At 71.3% G+C, this 16,685-nt stretch carries 12 protein-coding genes; 6 read left to right on the top strand and 6 right to left on the bottom strand.

The features are described from left to right. Positions 1–209 precede the first annotated feature (209 nt). Positions 210–3,992: a murein biosynthesis integral membrane protein MurJ gene (locus tag ACFC06_RS17820; protein WP_375932050.1), complete on the bottom strand. Its 3,783-nt coding sequence runs from the start codon at positions 3,990–3,992 to the stop codon at positions 210–212. Positions 3,993–4,028: 36 nt separating this feature from the next. Here ACFC06_RS17820 and ACFC06_RS17815 point away from each other — a divergent pair, with 36 nt between their 5' ends. Then, positions 4,029–4,475: a hypothetical protein gene (locus ACFC06_RS17815; RefSeq protein ID WP_375932047.1), complete on the top strand. Its 447-nt coding sequence runs from the start codon at positions 4,029–4,031 to the stop codon at positions 4,473–4,475. 1,073 nt (positions 4,476–5,548) lie between these two features. On the opposite strand, the gene ACFC06_RS17810 is transcribed toward ACFC06_RS17815, so the two are convergent. Continuing rightward, positions 5,549–8,041, bottom strand: coding sequence for a DUF6049 family protein (locus ACFC06_RS17810; protein ID WP_375932044.1), 2,493 nt, complete (start codon positions 8,039–8,041; stop codon positions 5,549–5,551). Continuing rightward, entirely contained in the window at positions 8,038–8,493 is a 456-nt protein-coding gene (locus ACFC06_RS17805) for an NUDIX hydrolase (RefSeq protein ID WP_336084593.1), read from the bottom strand. The genes ACFC06_RS17810 and ACFC06_RS17805 overlap by 4 nt, the downstream gene beginning before the upstream one ends. A 124-nt stretch (positions 8,494–8,617) precedes the next feature. Here ACFC06_RS17805 and ACFC06_RS17800 point away from each other — a divergent pair, with 124 nt between their 5' ends. Continuing rightward, complete coding sequence (locus ACFC06_RS17800) at positions 8,618–10,081, top strand: CCA tRNA nucleotidyltransferase (protein ID WP_375932041.1); 1,464 nt, start codon at positions 8,618–8,620, stop codon at positions 10,079–10,081. A 108-nt stretch (positions 10,082–10,189) separates the two neighbouring features. Here ACFC06_RS17800 and ACFC06_RS17795 read toward each other — a convergent pair whose 3' ends face one another. After that, positions 10,190–11,005: a hypothetical protein gene (locus tag ACFC06_RS17795; protein WP_375932038.1), complete on the bottom strand. Its 816-nt coding sequence runs from the start codon at positions 11,003–11,005 to the stop codon at positions 10,190–10,192. Positions 11,006–11,054: 49 nt separating this feature from the next. Between ACFC06_RS17795 and ACFC06_RS17790 the strand changes: the two genes are divergently transcribed. From ACFC06_RS17790 to ACFC06_RS17780, 3 genes are read left to right on the top strand one after another with little or no spacing between them, the layout of a single operon-like run. Further along, positions 11,055–11,810 (top strand): LamB/YcsF family protein, encoded by a 756-nt coding sequence (locus ACFC06_RS17790; RefSeq protein ID WP_375932035.1) that lies wholly within the window; start codon positions 11,055–11,057, stop codon positions 11,808–11,810. A 14-nt stretch (positions 11,811–11,824) separates the two neighbouring features. Further along, complete coding sequence (locus tag ACFC06_RS17785) at positions 11,825–12,508, top strand: allophanate hydrolase subunit 1 (RefSeq protein ID WP_375932032.1); 684 nt, start codon at positions 11,825–11,827, stop codon at positions 12,506–12,508. Positions 12,509–12,563: 55 nt separating this feature from the next. Further along, a complete protein-coding gene (locus ACFC06_RS17780; protein WP_375932029.1) occupies positions 12,564–13,421 on the top strand; it encodes a biotin-dependent carboxyltransferase family protein in 858 nt (285 codons plus the stop codon). A gap of 4 nt (positions 13,422–13,425) precedes the next feature. On the opposite strand, the gene ACFC06_RS17775 is transcribed toward ACFC06_RS17780, so the two are convergent. Next, positions 13,426–14,937 (bottom strand): DUF4185 domain-containing protein, encoded by a 1,512-nt coding sequence (locus ACFC06_RS17775; RefSeq protein ID WP_375932026.1) that lies wholly within the window; start codon positions 14,935–14,937, stop codon positions 13,426–13,428. Between the two features lie 92 nt (positions 14,938–15,029). On the opposite strand from ACFC06_RS17775, the gene ACFC06_RS17770 reads away from it, so the two are divergent. After that, entirely contained in the window at positions 15,030–15,329 is a 300-nt protein-coding gene (locus ACFC06_RS17770; protein ID WP_375932023.1) for a hypothetical protein, read from the top strand. Here the strand turns inward: ACFC06_RS17770 and ACFC06_RS17765 are convergent. Beyond that, positions 15,298–16,599 carry an MFS transporter gene (locus tag ACFC06_RS17765; RefSeq protein ID WP_375935579.1) on the bottom strand — a complete coding sequence of 434 codons (1,302 nt, stop codon included), beginning with the start codon at positions 16,597–16,599 and terminating at the stop codon, positions 15,298–15,300. The two genes, ACFC06_RS17770 and ACFC06_RS17765, sit on opposite strands and share 32 nt — an antisense overlap. Between the last annotated feature and the right edge of the window lie 86 nt (positions 16,600–16,685).

Below are 16,685 nucleotides of genomic sequence, written 5' to 3'. Positions count from 1 at the left end.
CACGTCGGCGAACGAGGCCGAACCATCACCTGACTACACGCAACGTCCAGGATCGACGTCGACAGATCCTGGGTAGCCCCCTACGGGAGCGCGGGTGTGATCATATCGCCGATAACAATCGCGCACCAACCGGACCGCGGTTCGATGACGGTGGGCTCTCGATCCGGAAACACACGTCCACCTGCGCTGATGGCGGTGGGAACGGGAATCTAGGGCGCGGCGTCGAAGCGGACGTCGGCGATGGCGGTCTGGAACTGACCCCCCGAATTCGCCAGTCCGGTGATCCAGACGAGCACGAAACGTGCCGCCTGGTCGGTCTGCACGGCGATATCGGTGACGCCCTCACCGAGCTTGGCCGAACCGATCAGCTGGGTCTGGTCGAGCGTGGGCGCCTCGGTGGGCGAGGTGCGGATCTCGACGGTGCTGCCCGCGCTGGGCGAGTTGATCGAGACATTGGTGAGCTTGGCCGGGGTCGGCAGGGTGGCCAGCAGGCCGACGCCCTTCTTGAGCGCCGGGAACTGCTGGAAGTACTGGTCGGTGCGCCACAGGGTGGCCGGGTTCTGATCCAGGATCGCGCCCGCCGACGCGGCGCCGTCGGGGGTGCCCTCCGGGGAGAACACTGTGGCACCGGTGACCGGCACCGGCACCCCGGCGGGCGTGGCGGCCTCGGGGTCCTCGGCGGGCGGTGCCGACGCGGCGGGCGGCGGCACGCTCGAGGTGAGCCCGATATTGATCTGCTGGTCCAGCGGCTTGTCCGACGCGCCGGGCGCGAAGATGCTGACCATCCACCAGATCAGGATGCCGACCACCAGCGCGGCCAGCACGCCGAGCCCGACCATGATCCACATCATCCGTTTCGAGCGTTCCCGCTCGGCGGCGAGCAGTTCCGGATCGGCCAGCGAGTCGGGACCGGAGGCCACCGCGCGCTGACCCAGCCGCAGCACCGGGATGAAATCGGTCTTCTGATCGACCACCGAGGCCTGTTCGAGCACGTGCTGCACCGTCGCGGCCGTGCGCACACCCTTGTTGGACTCCAGCGAGCGCACCGCGACCGCGGAGATCTCGAAGGGCACCTCGGGCCGGATCTGGCGCGGCTCCACCGGCGTGCCGTCGGGGCCGAAATCGGCCAGACGCAGGCCACCGATGGTGGCCGCCGTGCCGGTGACCCCACCGACCCGGATCGGCCAGCGCGCGGTGATCAGCGCGTAGAGCATGGCGCCGAGGCCGCGCACATCGGACTGGGCGTCGGAATCGCCGAGCGTGCCGGGGAAGGCCAGCACGGCGTCACCGGAGGCGCTGATGCGGATGCGGTCGGGATGGTCGATCGAGAGCGAGCCGCCGCCGCGATGGGCCAGTTCGGCCGCCGAGGCCAGCGCCCGGATGGCCCGGGCGGCGCCGATCGGCGAGGGCACCGTCTCGGCCATCTCGCGCAGCGAGCGGCCCGGGGTCCACTCGGCGACGACGATGCCGCCGGAACTACCGCGGACCACGTCGAGCACCCTGGCCAGGCCGGGCGAGTTGATCCGGCCCAGGCGCAGCGTGCGCGACAGGATGGCCTGCGGGCCGTCGTGGCCGGAGTTCTCGCCGGACTTCTGGTCGGCGTCGACGAAGGTGAGCGCGACCTCGCGGTCGAGTTTGATGTCGAGGGCCTGCCAGAACTTCAGCCCGCGCGCCCCACCGTGACCGGCCAGCAGGCGGTAGCGACCACCCGCGACGGACGCGCCCGGAATGAGCTTGGGTCCGCGCTGCGCGCGCCGGGCATCGGCGGGCGGAACCGGGATCGGGAGCATGCCGGTGTCGTGGGTCGGATCGTGGGGGGGCATGGCCTGACCCGCCGAGTTGTTATGCGGCGATTCGGCCTCGTCGGGCGTGTCGGGGCGTTCGGATCCCGTGGCATCGGACGCGGCGGAATCGACATCGGTGGACATTCCTCCCGCTGCGCGCGCCGCAGAATCAGCGGCCGGGTCGCCGCCCACCGCGTCATCGCTCACCCTCGGTCCTCCTTCGAGCTGATCTTTCGAGGTTATGGCGAATTCGCCACCCGTATCGGTCTGCCGAACAGCGTACGGGAACTGTGCCTGACCGGTGATGTCAACAGCACCCGGCCGGATGATGGGCAACACCATGGTCTGGGTGTCCATCGAATGCTCGTAGGACGGGAAGCCGTAGGTGTCGGGCCTGCGCAGGACGGTGGTCGCGTAGATGTCGTCGGAGGGCGACTCGTCCAGGCCCAGATCCGGTGCGGGCGGGGTGATGCCGAGCCTGCGCGAGATCGCCACGGTGATCGCCACGACCTCGGGAATCCCGGCCAGGCGCATGAGCGCGAAGGCCACCGAGAACATCACCAGCGCGCCCACGCTCACCCGCAGCAGCGAGGCCGGGCCGCCGGAGAGCTGGTTCATCCTGGTCACCGTGTCGACGATGAGCATCACCGCGCCACCGGCCACCGAGGCCAGCAGCACCCGGGTCACCGTGCGGCCCACATTGGCCATCCGCAGATCGCCCAGGCTGCGGTGCAGCAGCATGCCGCCGATCACCGCGCCGGCGGTGAAACCGAGGCCGGTCGCGACGCCGAGGATGATCACCACGTCGTCGCTGTCGCGGGCCAGGACCGGGGCCAGGGCCGAGAACAGGATCTTGATCGTGGTGATGCCGAGGATGATCCAGGTCGGCGTCCACGCCTGTTCGCGGGCGTAGAACACGCGCAGGTGGATCAGCACCAGCGAGTACGGGATGAGCGAGAAGGCCGACCAGCTCACCGCCGCGCCGAGGCGCTCGGCGTCACCGGCGAAACGGGCGTAACCGTAGAGCGCCTCGCCGACCTGCGGGCCCGCGAGGGTCAGGAAGGTGACCACCGGGATCAGGGCGATCATGGTCAGGCGGGTGGCGACCGAGAGATCGTCGACCACGGCCGGGGTGTCGTCGGCGGCGGCGTTGCGGCTCAGGCGCGGCATGATCGCGGTCAGCAGGGTGACGCCGAGGACGCCGTAGGGCAGCTGCAGCAGCAGCCAGGCGTTCTGGAAGATCGCCGGGCCCGCCTCGTCGGCCGAGGACGCGATGTGGTTGGCCACGACCAGGCCGACCTGGCTGATCAGCACGTACAGGATGATCGCGCCGCCCATCTTGCCGAACTGCTTGAGGCGCGTGTCCACACCCCACAGCGGGCGCAGGTTGATCCCGTGGCGGCGGATGGCGGGCAGCAGGCTCAGTGCCTGGGTGGCGACACCGGCGGTGATGCCGATGCCGAGGACCAGCAGTTTCGGGTCGCCCATCTTGACCGGGTCGAGGCTGATCTCACCGGGCGTCAGCGCGTAGACGGCCAGCACCACCAGCACGACCAGGTTGTTCAGCACCGGCGCCCAGGCGCCCGGTTTGAACGCCTGTCTGGTGTTGAGGATGGCTGTGAACAGCGCGGACATGCCGTAGAACAGGATCGCGGGCACCAACAGATAGGTGAGCGCGGTGGTGAGCTGGGTGTTCACCTTGCCGTCGGCGGCGACGAACACATGGGTGGCCAGGATCGGGGTCGCGGCCATCGTCAGCACGGTGGCGGCGAAGAGCACGGTGAACGCGGCCGTCACCAGGCGGCGCACGAAGGCGGCGCCGTTGTCGGCGTCCTCCTGTTCGGCGCGGATGAGCGTGGGTACGACGATCGCGGTGAGCACGGCGCCGAGCACCAGCTCGGCGATCATGTTCGGTATCAGGTTGGCCGAGGTGAACGCCGAGGCGATGGCCGGGCCGAGCACCGTCAGCAGCAGCAGCTGCTTGGCGAACCCGGTGATCCGGCTGATCAGCGTCGCGACGGCGATCGACCCGGAATCCTTGAGCAGCTTGGCGTTGGCGCTCTGCGTGGTCTCGGCCGGCTTCTCGGCCGCCTGCACCTTCGCCGGGCGGGCGATCCGCTGCGTCTTGGCCGCGGCATTGTCCTCGACGGGGTGCTTGCGCAGGTCCTGACGCCGCTCGGACTCGGCACCGGCAGGCGTCCCCGGCATTCCCGGATAGGAAGGCGGCGGAACGGTCCGCCGCCCTTGGCGGGGAGGCTCGACAGGACCGGACCTGCGCCGGTCGGGAGCATCGGGATACTGACCGCGCGGCTGACCACCCGCAGGCTGGTCACCCCGGGGCCGACCGGCCTCCACATCGGGCCGCTGCTGCCGGGGAATCGCTCCCGACTGCGCGCCCTGCGGCGGCACATCACCGGGACGCTGTCGCGGAATCTCACCCGGCGGTATCCCTCGCGCGGCGAGCGGTCGCTGCGAGGGCTCACCGGGCAGGCCACGGGATTCTGGTCGCGGCTGACGTGGGAACTCGCCGGACTGGGCACCTGGCGTCGCGCCGTCGGGCCGACGGGGAGAGTCACCGGGCAGGCCGCGCACGCCCGGGCGTGCGGGGCCGTCGGGACGCCCAGGGCCATCAGGCCGCGCAGCAGGGCCCGGACGCTCGGGGGCGGGACGCTGCTGTGGGAACTCGCCTGACGGCGGGCCGAGCGGGCGTGCGGGCCCGCGACCGGGCTGTTGTGGGGGGGTGCCAGGGCGATCGGGGTATCCCGGGCGGCGGGACTCCGGCTCGCCGGGGTGCGACGGGCGACCAGGCGCAGTCCCAGGGCGGAGGCCCTGGTCGGGACCAGCGGCACGGTGGGCGTCGCCGCCAGGGCTGTACTGCTGCGGTGGCATGCCCGGACGACCTGCTTGACCCGGCGCCGGGCGCTGCTGGGGGAACTCCCCCGACGGCGCTCCGGGAACACGCGGCAACTCCCCCGAACGATTCGCGGGTCCGGGCTGACGCCGAGGATCTCCGTCGGGCAGGTTGCGATAGGCCGACGGTGGCTGCGGCGCCCCGGGGTCCGCAGAATCGGGGCGATATCCACCGGGTGCCCGGGATGGACCGGGAGCAGCGGAACCCGGGCGGTATCCGGCGGGCGGTTGCGGACCCCGCCCGGCGCCGGACTGCTGGTCGGCTCGCGAGGACGAGCTCGGGTCGGGTCCGACCGGGCGACGGTATCCGCCGGGCACCTGGGATTCACCGGGGCCGGTGGGCACGGGCCGGAATCCGTCCGGTGCGGGCGCGTCGAAGTCGCCCGGGCCGGGGCCGTATCCGGGGCGGCCGTCCGGTGTGGGCGGGGCCGGGCGGGCGCCCGGCGGGCGGTGGGGGGCGCCGGGGTCGGGGCGGTGGCCGAACGGCGGGGGTTCGGCGCGGTGGGGCTCGCCCGGAGGGGTGCCGGGGCGCTGGCCCGCGCCCGGGTGACCGGGGTGGGGGCCGTTGGGGGGCACGCGGCGGTCGGCGGGGCGGTCGACGTGGGGCAGGGTGCCGTCGTGGTCGCCGCCGCTCATGCCACGTTCCCAGGGCGCGGCGGCCGCGCGGCGGATGGCCTGCGGGTCGTCGCGTCGGTCGTCGTCGTGCCGATGAGCGGATTCATCGTCGCCCATCATGCCTCCTGTACCCGGTGCGACCCGCGGATCCCGCCGGTCCGGTGAGCGTTTCGCTCACCCGTGCCACTGTCCGTTTCTTCTCTGTCATGGTGCCCCGTCGCCGCGTCAGGCGCGGGCGTTCACTGCCCTTGCAGCCGTTGCCTCGCCCGGCGCAGCCGCCCGGCCCGCTCCACCGTCTCCGGGGCGAACCCTTCGTCGGCGGGATCGGGTTGTCCGCGGAAGCGCCGCAGCAGTCGGCGCCCGGCCAACAGCAGCAGCAATATTCCGGCACATGCGGTAATTATGGCCAAGGCCTGGCCGTAGGCATTCGAGCGCACCGACACCGACGTCGCCTCGCCTAGCGCGATTCCGTCCGGAGTGGTAAGGGCGATCGGAATGACCAGCTTACGGCTGTCGCTCACCTCGGTCGGGATCTGGAACGACCGCGTCCCGGACGGCGGAAGCAGCTGTTCGCCGATATCGGTGATGTTCGTCTCGGCGGGCGCCTCGATCCGGAACATCACCCGGATGGCGACGGGCAGTTCATTGCGCGCCACCAGCAGCAACGGGCTCTGCTCGGAGGCCAGCGTGTACACCCCGCCCGGCGGCAGCACCGAGACCGAACCGAACATCGTGTCGAGTTCCTCGGTGGCCTGCTCGACGCGGCGCTGCGCGTACTGATCGGCCAGCGTGCTGTTGTCGGCCCTGCGGTCGGACAGGCTCAGCGTGCGCAGCAGGTCTTCGCGCACCGGCGTCATGAACGCGTGCGGGGTGAGCTCGGCTTCGGGCAGTTCCACCAGTGCCCGCATCAGCTCGCTCACCCGGGCACCCTGATCGCGCACCGGCCCGATGAAGTGCTCGGGCACCCCGTCCTGGGCGGCGCGCGGCAGGTATTCGAGGGTGAACGGGCGCGGGTCGGGCGCCTGGCTGACCAGATCGGTGAACCCGCGCAGACTCGCCAGATTGTTGCGCGCCAGCAGCTCCACCTGTTTGAGCAGCGCGACGCCTTCTTCCTTGCTGGCACCCCACTGCTGCGGCGGCATGAGCAGCTGCGAGCGCGGGCGGTCGGGGGCGGGGTTGAGCGAGGTCCAGGCCAGGGCGCCGAGCGCGTCCTGGAGCCGGGCGGCGCGCGAGTCGTAGGTGACGTCGAAGCGCACCTTGGCCGGGGTGAACGACGGGGTGGGCGGGTTGGAACCCACGGCGGCCAGCGCGGTCGCGGTCCAGATGTCGTAGGTCGCCACGTGCAGGGCCGGGTCCACCGGCGGGGTGGTCGCGGTGGGGTCAGTGGGCGCGGGTGGTTCGGTGCTCACCGCGGGCACCCGCACCATGTCCGGCACGGCCTGTTCGCCGCCGACGACCATGTCGGGTTCGTTGGCCGCCGGGGCCGAGGTGAGCGTGTCCTCGGCGTCGACGGGCATGCCGTCGGTGGTCACCGCCGTGCCTGCCAGCACCGCGGTGGTGTAGCCGTGGCCGCGCAGCAGCTGACCGGCCGGATCGTCGATGCTGCCGGAGTCGGGCAGCCCGACCCCGCGCACCGAGCGGGTGCCGAGGATCGCGTCGACCACGTCGGCCGGGGCCAGCAGCGCCCGCGCCGAGAGCCCCGGATCGTTGACGGCGGCCAGCGCCGACAGGTCTACCTGGGCATATGGCAGCGCCACCGTGCACATCGAGCCCGCCAGCGCGCGCAACCGGTCCAGCCACGCCTGCGCGTTGGCCGCGCCGGTGCCCTCCCTGGTCGCGCCGTCGGGGTCCGAGGGGCTGGCCAGCACGCGGTACCCGCGCGTCATCGTCTGCACGGTGGACACCAGGTCCGGGTCGATCGCGATACACACCGCGCTCGCCACGCTCTTGTCCTTGCCCGGCGCGGGTGCCACCGATTCCAGCGCCGCGACCAGCTGTTCGAGCCGTCCGCCCTTGCCCAGCGAGACCGCCAGTTCGTCGTCGAGCAGCTCCACCTGGCCGTGCACCGAACCGGGCCTGCCCGCCACCATGCGCGGGCGGTCGGCCAGCGGCCACAGCAGCGTGGTCGCCACCGGGGTGGCCTCGGGCGGTGTCGTCACCGGCAGCGACTCGGTGCCGCTGGTCGCGGTGCCCACCGGCGGCAGCCCGAGCACCGGCAGCAGGAAACGGGCGTCGTCGAGCCGGGCCTGGGTGCCGTAGGCGGGCTCGCCGTTGACATTGAGCAGCAGCGGATACACCCCGGGATCGGTCAGCCCGAGCGAGGCGCCGTCACCGCCGGCCCGCAACGCGATCCGCACCGAGAACTGCTTGCGCTGCCCGGGGCTCAACCGCTCGGCCACATCCTGGAACGGCCCGGTGACCTCGTAGTTCACCTGATCCAGCCGCAACGAGCTGCGCAGCCCGCTCGGCGAGTGCACCGCACCGGCGCGCTGGATGCGCACGCTCACGTCGTCGACATCGCGGTCGCCGATATTGGTGACCGTGCCGGAGACCGTCAGGATCGGATCGCTGGCGGTGGTGACGGTGCCGGGGGCCACCGCGTCCAGGGTCAGCTTCAGGAACTGCGGTGTCGCCTGCCCGCTGGATTGCGCGTGCGCGACCGCCGGAAGCAGCGAGACCGAACCCAGGATCGTCAGGACCGCCGTGATCAGCCGGAACAGTCCACCCGTCATCGCTTGCCGGTCTCCATCCGGTCGATCAATCGGTTCGCCACTTCGGCCAGGCGCCGCTCGTCGGCATAGGCCAATCGGGAATCCAACTCGCTCAACGGGACCCACGCAACCTGGGTGACCTCCACATCGGCGTCGGAGAGCTCACCGCCGAGCGAGCGCAGCAGGAAATGGTGCACGGTCTTGTGTACCCGTCTGCCCTCGGTGACGAACCAGTAATCGATACTGCCCAGTTCGGCGACCACCTCGCCGTTGATCCCGGTCTCCTCGGCGACCTCGCGCATGGCGGTCTGCTCGGAGGTCTCGCCCTGTTCGATATGGCCTTTGGGCAGCGACCACAGCAGCCGTCCGCGCCGGTCGGTCCGCCCGATCAACGCGGCGCAGCGCAGCTCACGCGGCCCGTCGAGCCCGTCGACGACCAGTCCGCCCGCCGAGGTCTCGCGCACCGTACGCATGCGCGGCTTACCGCCGTTGGCCGCCGATCCGCGGCGCCGCGGCTGGCGGCGTCGACTGTTCGCGCGATCGGCCGGAGGAGACACCAAGCAAGCTTAGCTGTGCCGAACAGTAAGCTTCCTATTCGTGGTTTCCCCCAACGTCGCCCCTGATGCCGTGGCGGATCGCCGTGCCCGTCTGCTGGCCGGTGCGGCGGTGACGCTGGGCAGGCTCTCCGACGTGCTGAACCCGTTGGGCGCGATGTTCGCCGAGCGTGGGCACGCGCTCTACCTGGTCGGCGGCAGTGTGCGCGACGCGGTACTTGGCAGGCTGGGCAACGACCTGGACTTCACCACCGACGCCCGCCCCGAGGTCGTGCAGGAACTGATGCGCGGCTGGGCCGACCACCTGTGGGACACCGGCGGCCTGGCCTTCGGTACCGTCTCGGCGGCCAAGGACGACCAGCAGCTCGAGATCACCACCTTCCGCGCCGACACCTACGACCGGGTCTCGCGCAATCCCGAGGTCACCTTCGGCGACACCCTCGAAGGCGACCTGGTCCGGCGCGATTTCACCGTCAACGCGATGGCCGTGAAGATCGCCGCCGACGGCTCGCTGGAATTCGTCGACCCGCTCGACGGCCTCGACGCCCTGCTCGACGGCGTCCTCGATACCCCCGCGCTGCCCCAGGATTCGTTCGACGACGACCCGCTGCGCATGCTGCGCGCGGCCCGCTTCGTCGCCCAGCTGGGTTTCGAGGTGGCCCCGCGGGTGCGCACGGCGATCGTGGAGATGGCCGAACAGATCGACCGGATCACCGCCGAACGCGTGCGCACCGAGCTGGACAAGCTCATCGGCGCCGACCATCCGATCGACGGCATCAACCTGATGTGCGACACCGGCCTGGCCCAGCGCGTGCTGCCCGAGGTGCCCGCGATGAAGCTCGAGATCGACGAGCACCACCAGCACAAGGACGTCTACCAGCATTCGCTGACCGTGCTGGCCCAGGCCATCGACCAGGAGGAGGGCGACCCCGACCTGGTGCTGCGCTGGGCGGCGCTGCTGCACGACATCGGCAAGCCCGACACCAAGCGCAACGAGCCCGGCGGCGGGGTGAGCTTCCACCATCACGAGGTGGTCGGGGCGAAGATGGTGCGCAAGCGCATGCGCGCGCTGAAGTACCCGAAGGCGTTCACCGAAGAGGTTGCCCGCCTGGTGTTCCTGCACCTGCGCTTCCACGGTTACGGCAAGGGCCAGTGGACCGATTCGGCGGTGCGCCGCTACGTCACCGACGCCGACGACCTGCTCGACCGCCTGCACAAACTGGTCCGCGCCGACTGCACCACCCGCAACAAGCGCCGCGCGGCCGCCCTGCGCTCCACCTACGACGAGCTGGAGGAGCGCATCGCCGCGCTGCGCGAACAGGAAGACCTCGCGCGCGTGCGCCCGGACCTGGACGGCAACGCCATCATGGAACTGCTCGGCCTCGAGCCGGGCCCGCAGGTCGGCAAGGCGTGGAAATACCTCAAGGACCTGCGCCTGGACCGCGGCCCGATGACCCGCGAGGAAGCCGAAGCGGCCCTGCGGGAATGGTGGGCTCAGCAGAACTGACCTGAAAGCTGAACAGCCCGGCGCAGTACCTTGGCCTGGGCCCAGCAGAACTGACCTGAAAGCTGAACAGCCCGGCGCAGTACCTTGGCCTGGGCCCAGCAGAACTGATCAGAACACGATCAGTTCGGTCCCCGCGACGATGGCCGAGCGCATCTGCGCCAGGTCGAACGAGCCGGTGGTCTCCGGCAGCTCGATGCGGAACTTCACCACGTCCCCGCGCCGGTGCGCGTAGGAGATGCTCGCCCGGTTGGGCAGGTCGTCGAGCAGCAGCGCGGGCGCCTGTACGGCGCGGCGGGGCAGGCGGATGCCGTGCCAGCTGGCCTTGCGGATATCGATGGTGAGCAGGTTGTCGTAGACCTGCGCGTCCACCACGGCGCTCATCTTGCGGGTGCGATGATCGGCCACGATCTGCCCGCGTTCGTCGAGGCGCACCCGCCATTCCAGGTTCTGCGCGTCGACCCATTCCACCAGCGCGCCGATCTCGATGCTGCCCTCGATGTCGAGCTGCTGGACCCTGACCTTGGTCGGCACTCCGGGGATCAGCCGCACGCCGTGCGCGATCACGGTGACCGTCTCGAACGGGTGCGAGTCCCAGACCAGGTCGGAGAGCACCGTCTTGGACTGGAAGTGGGCACCGCGCCTGCGCACCTTGAGCACGTCGAGGGTGGCGGTCAGTTCGTGCCCGAGCAGCGTCGCGGTGACCTCCTGGCCGCCGAATCGGCTCAGGATTCCCTCGCTGAGCACCGTGATCAGCACATCGGGCATGAGCGCGGTGACGGTGCCGGAGCCCAGGTCGGCGACCGGATCCGCCCAGGACGTGGTGAAGCCGAGCCACTGGTCGATCCACGACGGGTCGAGCAGGCGTCTGCCCAGGTCGACGGCGCCCGACAGTGACCAGGACTTCGGATCGAAATACGTGGCCATGATGGCTCTGAGCGTACTGGCCCGCGCCCCCGGCGGCTATGGTCGACGCATGCCGCTGGACCTGAACAGTGATCTCGGTGAAGGCTTCGGCCCGTGGCGAATGGGTGACGACGCCGCCGTCCTCGACATCGTGACCAGCGCCAATATCGCCTGCGGCTTCCACGCGGGCGATCCGTCGATCATGCGCGCCACCTGTGAAACGGCCGTCGCCAAGGGCGTGCGGATCGGCGCCCACGTGGGTTATCGCGATCTGGTGGGCTTCGGCCGCCGCGATATCGCCATCGCCCCGGCCGAGCTGCGCGACGAGGTGCTGTATCAGATCGGCGCGCTGTCGGCCTTCGCCCGGGCCGCCGGCGACCGCGTCCACTACGTGAAACCCCATGGCGCGCTGTACCACGCGGCCGCCCGTGACCCGCTGCTCGCCGACGCCGTGCTCGCGGCGGTGGCCGAATCCGGGCCCGGCCTGGCCCTGCTCGGCCCGGCCGGAACCGAACTGGAGAAGGCTTCGGCCCGGCTCGGGGTGCGTTTCGTCGGCGAGGGTTTCGCCGACCGCGCCTACACCGCGACCGGCACGCTGGCCCCGCGCGGTGTTGCCGGAGCGGTGCTCGCACCCGACGACGCCGTGGCACAGGCGGTTTCCCTTGCGCTGTCGGGGACCGCGCGTACCGTAGACGGTCCCGGTACGGTCGCCGTGTCCGTGGCGAGTGTGTGCGTGCACGGCGATTCCCCTGCCGCGGTGGAGATGGCCCGCCGGATCCGCGGGGCGCTCGACGAGGCGGGGATACCGGTGGAGCCGTTCAGCTGAGGGTGGGAGGCAGGATGGACGACTGGAACGCGCGGATCCGGCCCGCGGGTGACCGCGCCATGCTCATCACGCTCGATGACCCGCGTCCGGTGCAGCGCTTGGCCTCGGCCCTGCGTGTGCATGCCATCGCCGGCGTCCAGGATGTGCTGCCCGCCGCGGAGACGGTGCTGGTCACCCTGCACGCGGTGAGCTACGGCGTGCAGGTGCGCCGCGAGCTGCTCGCCCTGCTAGAGCGCCTGGATCAGGAGCCACCGCAACCGGATTCGCCCGATGTTTCCCGTGGAACAGCCGCCGTCGACGTGCCCGCCGAGGACATCGTGGAGATCCCGGTCCGCTACGACGGCGCCGACCTGCCCGAGGTCGCGCGTCTGCTCGACCTCTCCCCCGCCGAGGTGATCGCCGCGCACACCAGCACGATCTGGCGGTGCGCCTTCGTCGGTTTCGCCCCCGGTTTCGGCTACCTGACCTCGCCCGACGGCAGGCTGACGGTCCCGCGCCGCGACCGCGCCCGTACCGCCATCCCACCCGGCGCGGTGGCGCTGGCGGGCGGCTACTCGGCGGTGTATCCCCGGGGCACCCCGGGTGGCTGGCAGCTGATCGGGCGGACCGATCTGCGGATGTGGGTGGTCGAGCGCGACCCGCCCGCGCTGGTGCGGGCGGGTTCGGCGATTCGTTTCGTCGAGACCACCCAGGATTGACACCGAGGGCTGCTCAACGACGCGCCGCCTCGACAGCGAATCGGGGAGTACGAGCATGCTGATCTTCATCGAGCGGGTGGGGCCGCTCGCGACGATCCAGGACCTGGGCAGGCCGGGCTGGTTCGATTCCGGCGTCGGCCAGGCGGGCGCCGCCGACCGCGCCGCGTTGCGCCTGGCCAACCGCCTGGTCGGCAATCCGGAGGACCTGGCCGCCATCGAGGTGCTGCTCGGCGGGCTGGCCCTGCGCGCCGACGGCCATCTCACGGTCGCCGTCACCGGCGCGCCCGCCCCAGCGACCGTCGACGGCGTTCCGGTCGGCCATGCCAGCGTCCTCGAACTCGACGAGGGCAAGGTGTTGCGGCTGGGCCTGACCGGCAGCGGATTGCGCAGTTACGTGGCGATCCGCGGCGGTATCGCCGTGCCGAAGGTGCTCGGTTCGCGCAGCCGCGACACCCTGTCGGGCATCGGCCCCGAGCCGCTGCGCGCGGGCAGTCAGTTGCCGGTCGGTCCCCCGCCGCGCACCCTGCCGACCGTCGAGTTCGCGCCGGTTCCGGTGCCCCCGGAGGTGCTCGCGGTGCGCGCGTTGCCCGGCCCGCGCGCGGACTGGTTCAGCGATCCCGACCTGCTGTTCCGCGGTTCCTGGACGGTCTCCACCGATACCGATCGCGTCGGCGCCCGCCTGGATCGCCTCGACGGCCCGCCGCTGACCCGCGCGATCACCGGCGAACTCCCGGCCGAGGGCGTCGCGCTGGGATCGGTGCAGGTGCCGCCGAGCGGACAGCCGGTGGTCTTCCTCGCCGATCATCCGATCACGGGCGGCTATCCGGTGATCGCGGTGGTGCTCGACGCCGATGTCGACCGGGTGGCCCAGGCCCGCCCCGGAGACCGATTACGTTTCGTGCCCGTGCGTTGAGCGTTCAGCGCAGCCGGGCGTGCATGAGATAGACGTTGTAGCTGTCCCAGGCCGACATCGTGAAGTACAGGTCCTTCGCGGTCGACCACGGATGGATGAACCCGCCGTAGGCCTTGGGATAGTCCTCGGTGGACAGCAGCGGCACCGTGTCGGTCCAGCGGCCCTGCGGTTCGGCGGCCGTGCGCAGCACGATCTTGCCCGCGGCCGAGTCCAGATAGACCATCTGCCACTGCCCGCTCTCGGCGTCGAAGCGCACCGACAGTTCGCTGGCGGTGCCAAGGGCCAGCGGGGTCGCCGAATTCTCCGCGGCGGGCGCCCAATCGCCGTCCACCCAGTACTGGTAGGCGGTCTTGTTGAGCACATCGGCCTTGCGCACGCGAGCCAGCCCGATCATCCCGACCCGCCCGTTGGGTGTGCCGAACAGGTAGACGTAGTCGCCGTGCGGCACCATCGCCGCCACCTGGAACTTGCCCAGCCCGAACAGGTTCTCCCAGCGGGCGTGCTGATCCTTGGTCCAGGTCTGGCCGCCGTCGTCGGAATAGGCCAGACCGCCGTAGTTGGTGAGCCACATGCCCGGGATCCGCGACCAGTGGTTCACCGACATGTAGCTCATGAACTGGCGCTTCCCCAGGGCGAAACCCGAGGTGGGGATGGTGGTGGTCTCCCAGTTCTTGATCTTGCGGCTGCCCAGCAGTTCGGCCGCGTGACAGGGCTTGTCCTGCACCATCGAGTCGATGACCAGCCCGTCGGACAGGTCGCGATCGGTGCTGTAGGCCAGCACGTTCGAGCGCCAGTCGGCGGTGTCGGCGCCCGCGCCGCCGTAGGCCCAGCCGTCGCCGAAGGTGTCACCGAAGACCATCGCGACCTTGCCCGGTTCGGTCTCCCAGAACAGGCCGAGGTCGGTGCCGTCGACCTGCCAGCGCTTGTCGGTCCGGTTGGCCGACCCGTGCCCGGTGACCTGCTCGACCAGGCGCACCGACTCCACCACCGCGGGCGCGACGGCCGCGCGCACCGGTCCGGGTTCGATCGGGCGCACCACGGGTTCCGGTGCGGGCTGGGCGGGTTCGCCGTCGCCACCGGGCACCGGGATCGGGATGGGCTCGATCTCGGGCTTGATCCGGATGCGCGGCAGGAAGTCGGCCGAACCGGTGGAGGTCTCGGCGGATTCGGTTTCCGGCTTCGGCGTGTCGGTGACCTCGGGGCACGGGTTGCGGCACGGGTCGGTGGGCAGCGGTGCCTGCGCGACGCGCGTGTTGTCGTGCGGCGGATCGGGCACCGGCACCGGCGTGAGCTGCGGTATCGGGATGGGGATGTCGAAGCTCGGCGGCAGGGGCGGCAGCGGCGGGGCGGGCGGTGCCGAGGGATCGGGCAGCCGGTTGGCCGGGTCGAAACCCGTTTCCCCGCAGATGTTCACCGGCGGCGGCGCCCAGGGCAGCGGTGCCGCGTGCGCCGGGGCGGCGAGCACGGCGGCGAGAAACACACCCAGCGCTGCTGATCTCTGCGGTGTAGTGCGCACCTGGTACTCCCTCGAATCGGTGTCCGGCCAACACCTCTGCTGCGCGTAGAACTTACCGGAACCGATCGCCTTCGCCGTGCGTCCAACCAGTTGTGAACGAAATCGAGTACGACCTCGGAACCGGGTTCGCGCACGAGGCCGAGCAGGCCCTGGCCGAGACCACGCACGCCGACACGCTCTGGCTCGACTTCGACGGCGATGCCGCCCTGTGGGATTGCGAGCCGTTCCCGCTACCCGACTGCGATCCACCGCTCGACGCCGTCGTGGCGAGCGTCGGGCACACCGCCCTCGACCTGTTCCCCGATATCCCGCTCGGCGTCGACCATCGCAGCGTGCTGGCGCAGGAGCCGGTGCGGCCGGTCAGCGTGCCGCCCTGGCTCGCCGGGAGTTGAGGCCGACGGCCACGATGCCCAGCGCGTAGACCCCCGCCCCGGTCAGCACCACCGCCAGGGAGCGGCCGTCGGCGGGGATCACCAGCGCGGTCGCCGCGATGGCGAGCACGAAGGTGATGTTGAAAACGGTGTCCTGCAGGGCGAACACCTGGCCGCGACGGTCGTCGGCGATGTCGATCTGCATGCTCGCGTCGCCGGTCAGCTTGATCGTCTGCCCAGCCAGGCCGAGCCCGAACGCGCCCGCCAGCAGCATCCGGTGCGCGTGGTCGTTGCCCGCGGCGGCCACCGCGATCGGGGTCACCAGCGTGAGCTGCACCGCGATCGCGGCCACCAGGCCGACGAGCACGGTGCGCGGCCTGCCCAGGCGCGGGATCAGGATGGGCGCCAGCAGCGCGGCCAGCAGCATGCCCGCCGCGGCGAAGCCGATCGCCACCCCGAATCCGACCAGCCCGCCGGTCATCTGGGCGTCCCCGCTGGGCTGGCGCAGCACCAGCACCATGATCAGCGTGTTCATCCCGAACACCACCCGGTGCGCGCCGATGCCGATCATCGCGGTGGTCACCTGCGCCGAGTCCCACACCGCCCGCGCGCCGGTGCGCAGGCCGGTCGCGATGGCGTGCACAGTGCTCTCCGAACGGGCCGAACCGCTTTCGGGCCCGAGTATCCGCGCCGGGAATCCGATCGCCAGCATCGCGCCGACCACCGACCCGGCGCCACTGAGCGCCACCGCCACCGCCGAGGCGGTGTCCCCCGCGCCCAGCGCCGCGATCACCGCCACCGCGGTCGCCGCGCCGACCCCGGCGCAGGCCGAGGCCACCGTGGCCAGCAGCGAGTTCATCGGCACCAGCCAGCGCTGTTCGAGCACCCGCGGCAGCGCCGCCGACACGCCCGCCAGCACGAACCGGCTGATCCCCACCGTCGCCAGCGCCAGCAGCAACAGCGGCGTCTCCCCCGCTCGGGCGAACAATCCCAGCGCCGTCGCCGCGATCAGCAGCGCCCTGGCCACGCTCGCCACCAGCAGCACCGTGCGCCGGTCCCAGCGGTCCAGCAGCGCACCGGCGTAGGGCCCGAGCACCGAATACGGCAGCAGCAGCACCGCGAATCCGGCGGCGATGGCCAGCGGATCGGTCTCGCGTTCGGGGTTGAACAGGATCGCGCCCGACAGCGCCGCCTGGAACATGCCGTCGCCGAACTGGGCCGCCAGCCGCAGCAGCGCCAGGCGTGGCATCTGCGGGTTGCGGCGGATCAGCGGACGCGGATCGCGCAGCATGTCGCGGATCGGGATCGGCCGCTCACCCGCCGGTTCGGAGCCGTCAGGGCGATGAGTCGACACGTCGTGAGGATAGTGGTGCCAGA

Source organism: Nocardia sp. NPDC056064, assembly GCF_042266925.1.
Taxonomy (GTDB): domain Bacteria; phylum Actinomycetota; class Actinomycetes; order Mycobacteriales; family Mycobacteriaceae; genus Nocardia.
The sequence above is the reverse complement of the archived record's forward strand: the minus strand, read 5'-3'. Positions and strand labels throughout refer to the sequence as shown.